The organism is Tolypothrix sp. FACHB-123 (assembly GCF_014697075.1).
GTDB lineage: Bacteria > Cyanobacteriota > Cyanobacteriia > Cyanobacteriales > Nostocaceae > Aulosira.
In genome coordinates, this window is record NZ_JACJRE010000027.1 from 1 (window position 1) to 13,231 (window position 13,231).

The 13,231-nt window shown below is 39.9% G+C and carries 12 protein-coding genes; 5 read left to right on the forward strand and 7 right to left on the reverse strand.

Features of this window, described 5'->3' with window-relative positions; genetic code table 11:
- Positions 1-51 precede the first annotated feature (51 nt).
- The 4 genes from H6G41_RS18175 to H6G41_RS18190 form a co-directional block, all read right to left on the reverse strand.
- Positions 52-3,285 (reverse strand): PAS domain S-box protein, encoded by a 3,234-nt coding sequence (locus H6G41_RS18175; RefSeq protein WP_190747591.1) that lies wholly within the window; start codon positions 3,283-3,285, stop codon positions 52-54.
- A 919-nt stretch (positions 3,286-4,204) separates the two neighbouring features.
- Positions 4,205-4,600 (reverse strand): VOC family protein, encoded by a 396-nt coding sequence (locus tag H6G41_RS18180; protein ID WP_190747592.1) that lies wholly within the window; start codon positions 4,598-4,600, stop codon positions 4,205-4,207.
- A gap of 469 nt (positions 4,601-5,069) precedes the next feature.
- Entirely contained in the window at positions 5,070-5,843 is a 774-nt protein-coding gene (locus H6G41_RS18185) for an SDR family oxidoreductase (protein WP_190747593.1), read from the reverse strand.
- 129 nt (positions 5,844-5,972) lie between these two features.
- A complete protein-coding gene (locus H6G41_RS18190; RefSeq protein WP_190747594.1) occupies positions 5,973-6,845 on the reverse strand; it encodes a nuclear transport factor 2 family protein in 873 nt (290 codons plus the stop codon).
- An 83-nt stretch (positions 6,846-6,928) separates the two neighbouring features.
- Here H6G41_RS18190 and murG point away from each other — a divergent pair, with 83 nt between their 5' ends.
- Positions 6,929-8,005, forward strand: coding sequence for an undecaprenyldiphospho-muramoylpentapeptide beta-N-acetylglucosaminyltransferase (gene murG, locus H6G41_RS18195; protein WP_190747595.1), 1,077 nt, complete (start codon positions 6,929-6,931; stop codon positions 8,003-8,005).
- A gap of 23 nt (positions 8,006-8,028) precedes the next feature.
- Here the strand turns inward: murG and H6G41_RS18200 are convergent, their stop codons facing one another.
- Positions 8,029-9,084 (reverse strand): hemolysin family protein, encoded by a 1,056-nt coding sequence (locus tag H6G41_RS18200; RefSeq protein ID WP_190747596.1) that lies wholly within the window; start codon positions 9,082-9,084, stop codon positions 8,029-8,031.
- A gap of 149 nt (positions 9,085-9,233) precedes the next feature.
- Between H6G41_RS18200 and H6G41_RS18205 the strand changes: the two genes are divergently transcribed.
- The 3 genes from H6G41_RS18205 to H6G41_RS18215 all read left to right on the forward strand — a co-directional run bounded on the left by H6G41_RS18205 (position 9,234) and on the right by H6G41_RS18215 (position 10,621).
- Positions 9,234-9,716, forward strand: coding sequence for a hypothetical protein (locus tag H6G41_RS18205; protein WP_242037966.1), 483 nt, complete (start codon positions 9,234-9,236; stop codon positions 9,714-9,716).
- A 204-nt stretch (positions 9,717-9,920) separates the two neighbouring features.
- Positions 9,921-10,163, forward strand: coding sequence for a DUF6737 family protein (locus H6G41_RS18210; RefSeq protein ID WP_190747597.1), 243 nt, complete (start codon positions 9,921-9,923; stop codon positions 10,161-10,163).
- Between the two features lie 308 nt (positions 10,164-10,471).
- A complete protein-coding gene (locus H6G41_RS18215) occupies positions 10,472-10,621 on the forward strand; it encodes a PsaJ protein (RefSeq protein WP_190747598.1) in 150 nt (49 codons plus the stop codon).
- A gap of 102 nt (positions 10,622-10,723) precedes the next feature.
- Here the strand turns inward: H6G41_RS18215 and H6G41_RS18220 are convergent, their stop codons facing one another.
- Together H6G41_RS18220 and H6G41_RS18225 are read right to left on the reverse strand one after the other, a co-directional pair.
- Positions 10,724-11,527: an SDR family oxidoreductase gene (locus H6G41_RS18220; protein ID WP_190747599.1), complete on the reverse strand. Its 804-nt coding sequence runs from the start codon at positions 11,525-11,527 to the stop codon at positions 10,724-10,726.
- Between the two features lie 588 nt (positions 11,528-12,115).
- Positions 12,116-12,706 (reverse strand): thioredoxin family protein, encoded by a 591-nt coding sequence (locus H6G41_RS18225; protein WP_190747600.1) that lies wholly within the window; start codon positions 12,704-12,706, stop codon positions 12,116-12,118.
- Positions 12,707-12,825: 119 nt separating this feature from the next.
- On the opposite strand from H6G41_RS18225, the gene H6G41_RS18230 reads away from it, so the two are divergent.
- Positions 12,826-13,230, forward strand: coding sequence for an NIL domain-containing protein (locus H6G41_RS18230; RefSeq protein WP_190747601.1), 405 nt, complete (start codon positions 12,826-12,828; stop codon positions 13,228-13,230).
- Position 13,231: the final 1 nt, after the last annotated feature.

Consider the following 13,231-nt stretch of genomic DNA (forward strand, 5'->3'; position numbering starts at 1 on the left):
CGCTCGGCTTATGGATTTAGAAACTTTGAAAACTTCCGAATTAGATGCTTGTTAAACTGGCATTTTGATTGTTAGTTTAGCATAACAAGTACTAAAGAACCCACTATTTTTGACAATACTAATCACAGTAGAAAGCCCTAATCCTGTGCCTTTACCAGGTTCTTTGGTGGTGAAAAAAGGGTCAAAAATCCGATCCATTAATTCTGGGGGAATACCTATACCTGTATCGCCAATGGTAATAACCACATAATTTCCCACCTGGGCATTAACATCCATCTGGGTATAAATTTCATCAATAAACTGATTTTCAGCATATATATTGAGAGTTCCATCATTGGGCATCGCATCACGAGCATTGACACAAAGATTCATAAAAATCTGATGCATTTGCGTAGGATGGCCTTTGACTATCCACAAAGTTCTCACAGGAATGTTGGTGGTAATTTCAATAGATTTGGGAAATGTTTGTGTAATAACTTTTGCTACTTCTAAAAGTAAATGTCCAATTTGTAAACAGATGGGTTTACCTTCTGTTCCTCTAGCAAACATGAGTATTTGTTTAACTAAGTCGCTGCCACGTTTAGCACTTTTAGTTAAAACTTCCACTAATTCTTGGGTTTTGCTATCAACTGTTTTAATTCTTAATGGTAAAAGTTGAGAAATTGCCAAAATCGGTGTAAATATATTATTGAGGTCATGGGCGATACCGCTAGCTAGAGTTCCCAAACTTTCCAGACGTTGCGCCCGTAAAAATTGCTTTTCTAGACTCTTCTTTTCTGTAATATCAGTGTTGACAATCAGGATAGATTTTGGTTCTCCTGATTCTTCCTGCACCAGAGTCCAACGACTCTCAACGATAATTTTTGTACCTGCTTTGGTACGTTGCTCCAATTCTCCCCACCAGCAGCCTTTTTCTAAAGTAGTTTTTATTGCTGTTGTGAGTTGAGATGCATCATCATTAAATAACTCTTGGCCTGTCTTGTTAATAGCTTCGGCGACAGAAAAGCCATATAATCGCTCAGATCCTAAGCTCCAAAATAAGATTTGGTTGTGCAGATTGGTGACAAAAATTGCATCTGTGGCAATATCAATTAAGGCTGCTTGTTCGCGCATTTTCTCTTCTGCTTGTTTGCGCCCTGTGATATCGGTAATCATGCCTAAACCACCGATATATTCACCATTTTCATCAAACATGGGAGTTCCAGAGACAATCGCCCAAACATCACAACCATTGCGATCGCGAAATTTAAAGTCGTGCTGTTCTCTAATGCCTTGTTGCCGACGTTGCCAATATTGTAAGGCGATCGCTTGTCCCTGTGCGTCCATAAATTCAAACAGCGATTTTTCCTGCATTTCCTCGATGGTATAGCCCAACATCGAGGCCATTTGTTGATTAACTAAGGTTGTTTTCCCCTCAGCATCTACAGCCCATACACCCTCTATAGCAGTTTCCACAATACAGCGATATTTGGCTTCACTTTGGCGCAGAGCAAGTTCTGCTTGTTTATGCTTGGTAATATTGCGCGCAATTGTGAGTACTGACGCGACGTTGCCATTTTGGTCAAATTCTGGCACACAACGACTTTGGTAATATTTCACACCATTGGGGCTGGGAAATTCAAATTCTATTTCCTCTGGCTGTCTTGTGGTAAATACTTTTGTGAGAGTTGCGTTCCATATAGCCACTTGAGCGGCTGGCATTCCTAACTCTTCGTTGGTTTTACCGATAAACTCATGGGCAGGTAAGCCTGTTTCGGCTTCAATCACTCGATTCACGTAAAGATGGCAAAGATTAGCATCAAATCTAGCAATAATATCGGGTGCATTGTCTGCTAGCGCTCGAAATGCTTGTTTTTCTTGAGATAGTTCAGCAGTTCGCTGCGCTACACGGATTTCTAATTCTTCACGGGCTTGACGGAGGACTGATTCTGCTAGTTTCCGCTCGGTGATGTCATCTACTACTCCCACCATGCGTATTGCTTGCCCACGCAGATTATAATAAAAACTACCACGAGAATTTACCCAGCGAATCTGATTATCTGGAAGAATTATCCGATATTCACATATATAGTTTTGTCGATTGGCGATCGCTTTTTGCATACAAGCCTGAATATGCTCCCAATCTTCAGGGTGGACTCGATCCGCCCAATCTTGATAACTGCGGTTTGGGGTTCCTGGTTGATAGCCAAAGATAATCTCATGGTAAGGTGTCCAAATTGTCTGATTCGTCACCATGTCCCAATCCCAAGAGCCAGCGTGAGCAGCCTCTAGCGCTAGTTTTAAACGCTCGTTACTCTGGTACAGTTCTACTTCTAACTGCTGCAATTGCTGACTGACTTGGCCAAGTTCACTACTTTTGTCGGCAATTTGCTGTTGTAATGTGACAATTACACTCGATACTTCTAAGGGATCGATGGCATTGAGAAAACTGCTTTGAGTGACAATTCCCAAGAGTTCGCTGCGATCGCTTGTTACTACTAATCTGCGGACATAACGTTGCTGCATTTGTTGATAAGCAGCCCACATTGAATCCTCTGGCTTGACAGTAAATAAAGGCGAACTCATGACTGTTATTGCTTGGGTATGGGCTAAATCGAGATTTAAAGCCCGAAATTGCACAATATCTCGCTCGCTCACGATACCTATGGGGTAAAGTAATTCACTGTTGTCTGCTGCTTGCGGTTCGACAATGACGATACAGCTAACCCGATGCTGGTTCATCAATTGAGCTAAATCGAGTACAGAGGTGGTATGGCGTGCATGAATCACCTGAGTCAGCATTACTTCCCGAACTAGGCGCAATTTCAGCAAATTAGCAGGTTGGAGCGCTTGACGCAGGCTGTTGTGAGTGACAATTCCCAGTAATTTTTCCTGCTTATCCACAATCGGAAGATGGCGAATTTGATGCTGGCGCATCAGAGATAGGGGAATCGCCGCATTGTAAGCAGCACTATATTGCAGGGTGATGGCTTGTTGTGTCATCACTTCACTGACTTTAATATTTGCTAAGTTTACCCCTGTAGCAATTAGTCTGACTACATCTCTTTCAGTAAAGATACCTCGTAGATTTGCTTGTTCTGTCACTAACACATAATTATTGAGTCCTGAATAGGAAGAACTCAGTGTTGATGTGGACTTTCCATCATCTAAACTACAACTTCTATCTCGCGCCTGACTCATAAAGGCGATCGCATCCATTACAGTAGTATCGGGTGTAACCGTCAAAGGATGGGGATCGATTACCTGTGCGAGAGTCGGTAATGCGAAGAGATGATCGTTCTGCATATTGTACTCAATAGTTCTTCTGTATCCGCGATGCCAAAATTCACCATGAAAATGGGTAGATAAAATTTGTGATTTGGCAATATTTTTGATGTGAATTTTTCAAGATTTTAGCCGAGTTTAGTCTAGCTCTGACTTCTTTAATTTTTAATTTATCTATTCACAAAAATATTTTATATCGCCATAAAAACATAAACTTATATGTCTATGAATACCTTGCTTATCAATAGATTACCAGCAGATATAAAAAGCCTATATTAATTTTTTTCGTTGCGAAAATCACAAACAAAATATTGATACAGCAGTTTGCAACTAACTGAGGTAAGGTAATGTGCGTCTAAATGGCATAACTACTAACAAGGGTTGTTGATTGTTGATTGTTGACAGCCTTCACAATTGATTGTGCAACTCAAAAGCAGAATAGCTTAGATAATTAGGGAATAAATATCGAAATTTTTCTTCCCCATAGCTTGAAATAGATCACATTGCACAGGGGAAGCGAGATTTTTATGTTTAGTTGTGGGATTTTTCCATTGCAACAAAAATTTTCGTGCGTTACGGCTTACAATTAACGCACGCTACACTGACATTTTTCATAAATTCAATCAAAAATTAAATCGGATTTCTCTAGATTTGAGAATTACTATTAATTTTTACTAATGATATTTATCAATTTTTTCCTTGCGTCGTAAAACGCTCAAAATTGGCGCTTTGAAGCTTTTAAGCTTCTATATCACCATCTTACTCAATCGGTTTATTTTAATAGATTGCAAGCTGGTAGATCATCCTTATGATATAGAATAATTGTAATATTATTTTTGCATCTACCATTAGATAGATTTAAATAATTAATGCCAATGAGGACTGATGTGAATTAGGCCAAAATAGGGTGCGTTACGAAGTGTAACGCACCCCATACATACTAAGCCAAGGTATAGTCGGGATGATATTCAACTAACTCAATTTCATTACCATCGGGGTCGTTGACATAAATTCTATGCTTGGTTTCGGCGGCTGTCATTGTGTAATAATCAATGCCGTTAGTTTCCAGCAATTTTTGCATGGCTTCGCCGTCGTTAATAACGAAGCCAACATGATTTATGCCAATACTTTCATAAGGTTTATGTACCCTTTCTTGTTGTGAATCATCATTCAAAGCTAGATAAAATTGGTTATTACCAAAATGCATCCAGCGATCGCCATTAAATACACCTTCGGCGCGAACATACCAATCTGGGAATAGTGTTTGATAAAAGTTCTTCGTGGCGTCGATATCTTTACAAGAAAGGTTAATGTGTTCAAAGCGAATCATGTTCATACTTTGCTCCGATAAATTAGAAAAGTAAGGTGAATAATTATTGTTTTGTCTGTTAAATAAACTTAAATAAATCTCACACAGAGACGCAGAAAAAAAGAGATTTTAAGCATCATATTGAAAGTTTAGAGACACTACCATAAGGCAGTATCTAAAAACATCATGATGACAAAGCCCAAAATCACACCCATAGTGCCTTCTGTTTCTAAGCGTTGCGTCAGATTGATTGGTAATAATACTGGTTAAGTAACAATAAATGTGGCAATACCTGCACCTAAGCTGGCTATTGCACCAATGACTAAGCTTTCCATCGCTGGGGTTATTTATTTCGTCGCTCTAAATAAATCATAGTCGAAATGATTATGAGTTGCAACTTGTGAAAATAAAAAATCGCAGATGTTTTTACCTGCGATCGCAAAATAGTCATTGGGCATTGGGCATTGGGCATTTGTCCTCCTTGTCTCCCTACCCCTCACGTGCGCCGATTTACCAGGGTGGCGCTAGCTTGATCTACAGGCATGAGGACTACTTCATTGATATTGACATGGGGCGATCGCGTGACGCAGAAAAATACCACATCTGCCACATCATCGGGAGTTAAGGGCGTAACTCCTTGGTAAACTTTTTTGGCGCGTTCGGTATCACCATGAAACCGCACATCACTAAATTCCGTTTCTACCATTCCGGGATCGACAGAAGTAACGCGAATTGGCGTGCCTAATAAATCTAACTTTAAACCTTCAGAAATAGCTCTGACAGCAGCTTTTGTCCCACAATAAACATTACCATTGGGGTAGGTTTGATGTCCGGCGATCGAACCAATATTTACCACATGACCGCGATCGCGTTTTACCATTCCCGGCACCACATAACGGGTAAGGTAAAGTAAGCCCTTAATGTTGGTATCAATCATTTCTTCCCAATCTGCAAAGCTACCTTCATGTAACTTATCTAAACCGCGACTTAATCCCGCATTGTTAATGAGAATGTCAATATCAGCCCAGTCGGGAGGTAAGTTAGCAATAGCAGATTCCACCGCAGCGCGATCGCGCACATCTAATTGTATTAAATGAGTCTCAGTATTAAACTCTTTTTTGAGCGTATCAGCTAGTTCCTGTAAGCGTTCCAGCCGCCGCGCCGCTAAAATTAATTTTGCACCTGTATTAGCAAATACTCTGGCACAAGCAGTACCAATACCACTACTTGCGCCAGTGATGAGAATGATTTGATTTTGCAGGGAAATCATTGTTAGTCAATAGTCAACAGTCCATTGTCCATTGTCCAATAATTCGGAACTAATGACAGAGGCTAGGGACTAGGGGCTAGGGGCTAGGGATAAAGGCGAACAAACAATGCCCAATGCCCCATGCCCAATTCACTTTTTCACAACTTGTAAACGCTGGGTTACCATTGTCATTCCATCTCCCCTGAGAATTACGGCAGAAAGCCAATGACTACCAGGGGTAGAGGGGGCGCGTCCGACTTTAAACAATCCGCCAGAATTGAGTAATTCTAAATTTACAGGTGTGGGGTTGAGATATTTATCTGCTTGAATAGGTTCTTCTATGGCTGTTCCTAAAAGAAATTCGTCGCCTAAAGGTTCTTGGACGATGGCATCAAAATTATATTGCTGTCCAACTCTCACTTGTTGTGGTAACTTAACATCAACTTGCGGTGGTTTGCTGCCGGAAGTGAGTAAAGTCCGTTCGGTTAAAATATCTTGACGGACGATTTTGCCACCTGTGATGCGCTGACGGGACTTAATTGTGGCATTCAGCGCCATATTATTACTGTTAGCAGAAGGTAAGCCAGTGATATTAGTGACTGTTTCTGCGACAATCGCATTCCCTTCAGTGCGCCAAGATTGCAACTGAGTGGTGTATCTTAATTTTGGATATCGCTTCCAGAGATCAATTAAGGCTTTTTCTAGGGTTTGGCGATTTAAACCGTCACCATGAGCAAAATTAGGGCTGTAGAATTCGATTACCTTTTTCACATCACCTTGGTTAGCAGCTGCATCAATTTGTGCTAACAAATTTGTTAATTGCGCAGGTGCATTTTGGGCGTATTTCTCTGTGGCTAGTCTCTGTGATGTGGGTTTTTTAGCTGGTTGTAAGTTACGCGGTGTACTAGCTTGAGTACATTGCCAAGTACTTGCAATACTTACTGTCAGTATGGATAAAATTAGCCAGATGCTAGCGGGGAATTTGCGGTGGCGTTTGAGTAATAAAGTAATAATCTTAGTCATTGGCAAGAGTTTACTGATTTTACTTGATAAGGTAGGAAATTGTTTTATCTTAGTTAAGCTAAGCGCTAAATGGTAGAGGTTTAATGGTAGAAGAAACACCGATTAGATTATTAGTAGCAGCCAGTGGGACTGGCGGACATCTGTTTCCGGCGATCGCCTTGGCAGAAAAACTGCCAGAATATGAAATTGAATGGTTGGGTGTGCCCAATCGTTTAGAAACTCAGCTTGTTCCTAAGCAGTATCAATTGCATACTATTGCAGTCGAGGGGTTTCAGCAAGGTTTTGGCATTTCCTCTGTTCCTATTTTAGGTAAACTGCTGAGTTCGATTCTCAAAGTTAGACGCATCCTCAAGCAGGGCAAATTTCAAGGCGTATTTACTACTGGCGGTTATATTGCAGGCCCGGCGGTGATTGCGGCGCGGTCTTTAGGAATACCCGTAGTTTTCCACGAATCTAACGCTTTACCGGGGAAAGTGACGCGGTTTTTTGGCCCTTGGTGTCATGCTGTGGCGATAGGCTTTGAAGCCGCTGCCCAGTATTTACCTCGTGCTAAAAGTATATATGTGGGTACGCCAGTGCGATCGCAATTTTTAGAGGAAACTCATCATGCATCGCTAGATTTACCCATTCCTGATGGAGTTCCCTTAATTATTGTCTTTGGTGGTAGCCAAGGCGCAGTCGCAGTAAATAAGTTAGTTCGCGCCGCCACACCAGCTTGGTTTGATGCTGGCGCTTATGTCGTGCATTTAACTGGCGAGAATGATGCAGAGGCGGAGAGTTTAAAACATCCCCAGTATATAGCTTTGCCATTTTATAACAATATGGCGGCATTGTTGCAGCGAGCAAATTTAGCTATTAGCCGTTCTGGTGCGGGTAGTTTAACTGAGTTGGCGGTGTGTGGAACACCAGCGATTTTGATTCCTTACCCCTTTGCAGCAGAAGACCATCAAACCTATAATGCTAACGTCTTTACTCAAGCAGGCGCAGCTTTAGCCTTTAAGCAATCAGAGTTAACCCCGGAAATTTTGCAAACTCAAGTTTTAAACTTGTTGAACTCCTCCACAGAATTAGCGAAAATGGGAGAGAAAGCAAAAGCGATCGCTATTCCCGATAGTGCTGATAAATTGGCACAATTAGTCCGGGAAGTAGTCGAGAGATAAAAAGAGGTTGATACCCTGGTGTTCTAGGAGTCTGCATAGTTTGTGATTCTCTCAAAAGACTGCAACATTTTTTCTCGCTTCTTGCGTGCAATCTCTTGCAAGTCAACGGTTCTATCAGTCTCATCTACAATTTCACCAGTTATCACCTCTAATACATCTTCCAAAGTGATGACACCAGCGATGTTACCATATTCATCCACGACGACTGCAAGATGTTCACGAACTTCTATAAAGTTTTTTAGCAGTTTATCTGCTCGAATAGTTTCTGGAACAAAGTTAACTTTTCTTGTTAGTGTGGCAATTTTTTGATCGTTTTTTCCCTCAACCATTGCTGTGAGTAATTTCTGTTTTAAGGCAAATCCTATTACTTCATCAATAGATTCATCAACTACAATAATCCGGGTATGTTGAGAGGCAATAATGTCTGTTTTAGCCTCAGCAAGAGTGAGATGACCGCGTATATATGTCAGCATGATACGGGGTGTCATCAAATCAGAGGCCGTTACATCATTTAATCTAAAGACTCGTTGAATCATTTCTGCTTCATCACTCTGGATAATCCCTTCCTGTTGACCTATTTTCGCCAAGAATTTAATTTCAGCTTCATTCGTTGTTGGTCTTTTTTTACCTTTAGAGAAGGATGCCGTCACATTTTCTAAAATCCATACTAAAGGTGTAAAGACAATAGAAAGTCCAGTTACAGGTAGGGCTGCAAATATGGCAATTTGTTCTGCATAACGCTCCCCTATTGTCTTTGGGACTATTTCCCCAAAGATAATAATCAAAAATGTTAATACTCCTGAAAATACACCAAGCCACTGAGATCCTAGTATTTGAGTAGCAAGATTACCTGTGAGAATACTGCCAATAATATTGAAAGTATTATTAAGGATAACAATAGTTGCAATGGGCCGATTCATATTTTCACGAATCGCCAACAGGGCAATAACGGAAGGATTATTTGATTGTGCTAACTGTCTTACTCTCAGGGTAGAAACAGAAAACAGCGACGTTTCTATACCAGAGCAAACTGCTGAACCTAAAATTACAAAAAACACTATGAATATCAGCTGTAGCATACTTTCTCTCGCCCACTCCAAGGGCTTTCTTATTTGGCTTTATCTTATCTTTATCAGCATCATCAACATTATTCCAAATAAAGATGACATTTTGATTCCTCTGCCGATATGCTGAATTTATAACGAGTTCTCATTTAGAGCAAATCAGAATGTTGATAGGTAGGGTTATGCAGAGGTTCACCTATAGTCCTCTAATTATTACATTTTTTCTAGCAGTAGCAGGGCAATCAGCCATCGCTAAAAGCACGATGAATGATGCTCAAATGGGGATCAACTATGTCCAAATATCTCCTGATTTTGTCGCAAATAAGGTTATAAAATTTGCTCAAAATCCTAGTGAACTTGATGAGAAAGCTGCTTTAAAGTTAGTGGAGAAACTCCCACAAGTCAAACGCAAAGCCAGAGAAATTGAACGCCTTTCTCGCGGAACTATCCGCGTAGCGACAATTCTCGATAGTTCGCCAACGCCAGAGACACCTTACTACACCATTCGCGTCGTGGAGAATCATGTAGACCACGTTGACACGATTTATATATTTCGCGTCTTAAATCCTGGTGGTGAAATCCAAGTTTACGATATTCTCAAAGATGATTACATCCCATTGCCCGAATGGAAACCTAACGGAAGGTAGGGTTTAGGGACTAGGGACTAGGGACTAGGGACTAGGAAGAAAGATATTGATTGTTGGTGTGAGTGTAATCTTCTTTTCAGGGCTAGTATTTTGATGGGTGTAAATCTATGTAGCAATGCCCAGCCAAATCATGATATGGTTGGCATTGCCAAATCCACAACATAATTGAGCAAAGATAATTCGTAATTTCACGCAATTAAAAGAATGACTGAAAATAAGCCCTTAAGTCCTTGGAATTTTAAGCCTTGGTGGTGTCAGCCTTGGTCTATTCTCCTCACAGGTGTAACCATAATTAGCGGTAGTTGGTTACTATTTAAAACTATTTGGTTAACGGTTCTGATTTCTATCCCTATATTAATTTGGATGGGTTTCTTTTTATTAATTTGGCCGCAGCTAATTATGCGCAGTGGGATTTTAGATTCTTATCAAAATAAGATAGAAAACTAATCAATTCTTGGTCTTGTTGTCAATAGCTGTACACCAGCCTCTACTGTAGTAAAAAAATGCAAGTGCTGACTATTGAAAGTAAGCATAACTACAAAATAATTTAATACAAAGCATTACTTGGGTTAGAAGTTTCAAAAATTATTAATAATTAATATTTTAGTTGTGCGGTCGAATTTTTGATTCGCGGATTTCTCTTGCTGAGAAAACGAAGGATATTTTTTCAGTGATTTACGTATCACAAAAATAGGAATGTTCCGTTTACCGCACTTTTCCAAGTTAATTACTCAAATGGTATGAGAGGCTTCTCTATGCAGAAAACAAATAACCAAACAGGCTATTTCCAGAAATATCTTTCACTCGCCCCTGTGCTGGCGGTTCTAGCGATATCAATCGCCTTTTCTATCTGGGCTATTTTTAACTTCGTTTTCCCAGATTTGCTATTCCATCCTATGCCATAAAGGGTTTCAAGGTGCAAAGGTGAGATCATTGGGTTTGTGCGATCGCACTTTACCTACTTTAACCACAAGCCAAGTCAAATGCGATCGCCTAGCCAATTCTAATTATTTAATTTCTTGCATACTTTTGACAATTTTTGTGACCAAATTCCTTGGCGTAAATCTGACAAGTTCCGCCAGTAATTTATTTTTCAAGCCAGGAATAGCCACAGTTTTACCTTGCATTAAAGCCTGATAACCGATTTTAGCAACTGTTTGTGCATCCATCATATTATTATTTTCTACCTGTCTAGCACCTGCAATTCCAGTTCTCTCATGAAAAGCTGATTGTGTAGGGCCTGGACATAACGCCGTGACAGTGACACCTGTACCTTCTAATTCACTAGCTAGTGCTTGGGAAAATGATAAAATATAAGCTTTAGTGGCAAAATAAACAGCCATTAAAGGGCCTGGTTGAAACGCAGCAGCAGAAGACAGATTTAAAACTTTTCCTTTACCTTGTTTAACCATATCTTTGAGAAATAACTTGGTTAAATGGGTGAGACATACTAAATTTACTTGCAACATTTCTAGTTCTGTTGTTAAGTTCGTCTCATTAAATAACCCATGAATCCCAAATCCCGCATTATTTACCAAAACATCAATTTGAATAACTTCCTGTTGTAATTCAGTAAAAATCTCTTCCGGTGATGTTTGGATAGATAAATCTTTGACAATAGTTTTGACAAAAATTCCAAATTTATCGCGGAATTTATCGGCTACTTCAGCTAATTTATGAGCAATTCTATCTACTAATACCAAGTTGTAGCCATTCATCGCAAAAATATAAGCTAATTCGTAGCCAATACCATTAGCCGCGCCAGTAATTAGAGCCGTTTGTTTATGGTTAATTTGGGTTGTTGTGTTCATATTACAAAATATAAGAATTTTACTTGATAGGGCTTTGGGGAATTTTGAGTAATTGACTTAGGAACAAACCATATAGATTTGCGGTCGTTATCTTTTTAAATACTTGCTTGATGCTTGATGCAAGTCTCTACTCAATTCCTAAAAAATTAATGAAATAATTAACTTTCAGTTAAATTTTTAGCTTATGAGTCATTAACGCTAGTAATTACGCCAGCTTATTCTGAATATACTTTGCTATATATCAAGCAGTTGTAGTTATCAGAACAAACTGGAAAATTCATAAGGTTATGACTTGTCAATCAAGAGTTTATCTAATACCAAAGTTGGATTCTGAAAATCCGTAGGATGATTTTTGGCACTCTTTAGTTAATCTCTACTGGAATGCGCTACAATAGCCCAATTATTTGCATTAATAATCTATATATTTGTGAAAAAATAATATCAGAGTACTGTTATATTATTAATAAGTAGATATCAGGATATCTCAGCAATATAAAAAGATGAAAGTCGTAAATATGACAATAAAAAACCTCTTAAACAGTACATGTTTAAGAAGTTAAAATATATTGTTTTTTGAGAATTACGGCGTTAATTGACCACTTGGGAACCGTGGCTGCGGGGGTCATCTTGACTAGCCGTAGGTGTAACTGGTGCAGAAAATTTAGAAACCTTGCCGCTAGTTTGGGCATAAGGTAGGGGAGAATTAGTGAGTAAAGCTTCCAAGTTACTAGCCATGACAGTACGTGGTTGATCGCCAATAGCCTGGGCGATCGCTTCTCCATCCTTACCCAAAAATACAAAATGGGGAATTCCATCCACCCGATATTTCAACATTTCCGGCAGCCATTTGGTATTATCCACATTCAGCATGACAAAATTTAGTTTGTCAGCATATTGCTGTTCTAACTCAGCCATATCTGGTGCCATTTTTTGGCAGACTGTACACCAATCAGCGTAAAATTCCACCAGTGAGGGTTTACCGTTAGCGATCGCAACTTCTAGAGGTGTAGAGGACTCACCTAACTTGCTCAGAGATGCAGAAGTCGTCTCGGTTCGCAGTCCTAACACTAAGGCGACGCTGAGGGCGATCGCTACTATGGCTATTAAGAAATTTCTCACACGCCCTCCTAAAATAGATTCAGGCTTGGCGGAAGAATTAACAGGTGAATCCGGTGTCATAACAAAATTATTAAAACATATTAAGCAGGATCATCTTCAGTTTAGCGGAAGCGGTTAGGGGATAGGGGCTAGGGACTAGGGTGACAACTGACAATTGACAACTGACAACTAACAAATCCGTGAAAAAAAGAGTTACTTTAACATTTCCGAAACGCGCTGTCCAAATGCCGGTTACCTATAGACTGGCAAAAGAGTTTAATGTGGCTGCTAATATTATCCGTGCGCAAGTTGCGCCCAATCAAATAGGCAAATTGGTGGTCGAACTATCGGGAGATATCGATCAACTAGATGCGGCGATTGAATGGATGCGATCGCAAAATATCAATGTCTCTCATACCTTGGGCGAAATTATCATTGATGAAGATACTTGTGTCCACTGTGGTTTGTGTACTGGGGTTTGTCCCACTGAAGCGCTGAGTCTGCATCCAGAAACATACAAGCTGACATTCACGCGATCGCGCTGCATTGTCTGTGAACAGTGTATTCCTACTTGTCCCGTGCAAGCAATCTCTACTAATCTTTGAA

What these genes read in the sequence shown, in the direction of transcription:
- H6G41_RS18175 (WP_190747591.1), bottom strand. Translation starts at nt 3,285, where the DNA reads ATGCAGAACGATCATCTCTTCGCATTACCGACTCTCGCACAGGTAATC.
- H6G41_RS18180 (WP_190747592.1), bottom strand. Translation starts at nt 4,600, where the DNA reads ATGAACATGATTCGCTTTGAACACATTAACCTTTCTTGTAAAGATATC.
- H6G41_RS18185 (WP_190747593.1), bottom strand. Translation starts at nt 5,843, where the DNA reads ATGATTTCCCTGCAAAATCAAATCATTCTCATCACTGGCGCAAGTAGT.
- H6G41_RS18190 (WP_190747594.1), bottom strand. Translation starts at nt 6,845, where the DNA reads ATGACTAAGATTATTACTTTATTACTCAAACGCCACCGCAAATTCCCC.
- murG (WP_190747595.1), top strand. Translation starts at nt 6,929, where the DNA reads ATGGTAGAAGAAACACCGATTAGATTATTAGTAGCAGCCAGTGGGACT.
- H6G41_RS18200 (WP_190747596.1), bottom strand. Translation starts at nt 9,084, where the DNA reads ATGCTACAGCTGATATTCATAGTGTTTTTTGTAATTTTAGGTTCAGCA.
- H6G41_RS18205 (WP_242037966.1), top strand. Translation starts at nt 9,234, where the DNA reads ATGTTGATAGGTAGGGTTATGCAGAGGTTCACCTATAGTCCTCTAATT.
- H6G41_RS18210 (WP_190747597.1), top strand. Translation starts at nt 9,921, where the DNA reads ATGACTGAAAATAAGCCCTTAAGTCCTTGGAATTTTAAGCCTTGGTGG.
- H6G41_RS18215 (WP_190747598.1), top strand. Translation starts at nt 10,472, where the DNA reads ATGCAGAAAACAAATAACCAAACAGGCTATTTCCAGAAATATCTTTCA.
- H6G41_RS18220 (WP_190747599.1), bottom strand. Translation starts at nt 11,527, where the DNA reads ATGAACACAACAACCCAAATTAACCATAAACAAACGGCTCTAATTACT.
- H6G41_RS18225 (WP_190747600.1), bottom strand. Translation starts at nt 12,706, where the DNA reads ATGACACCGGATTCACCTGTTAATTCTTCCGCCAAGCCTGAATCTATT.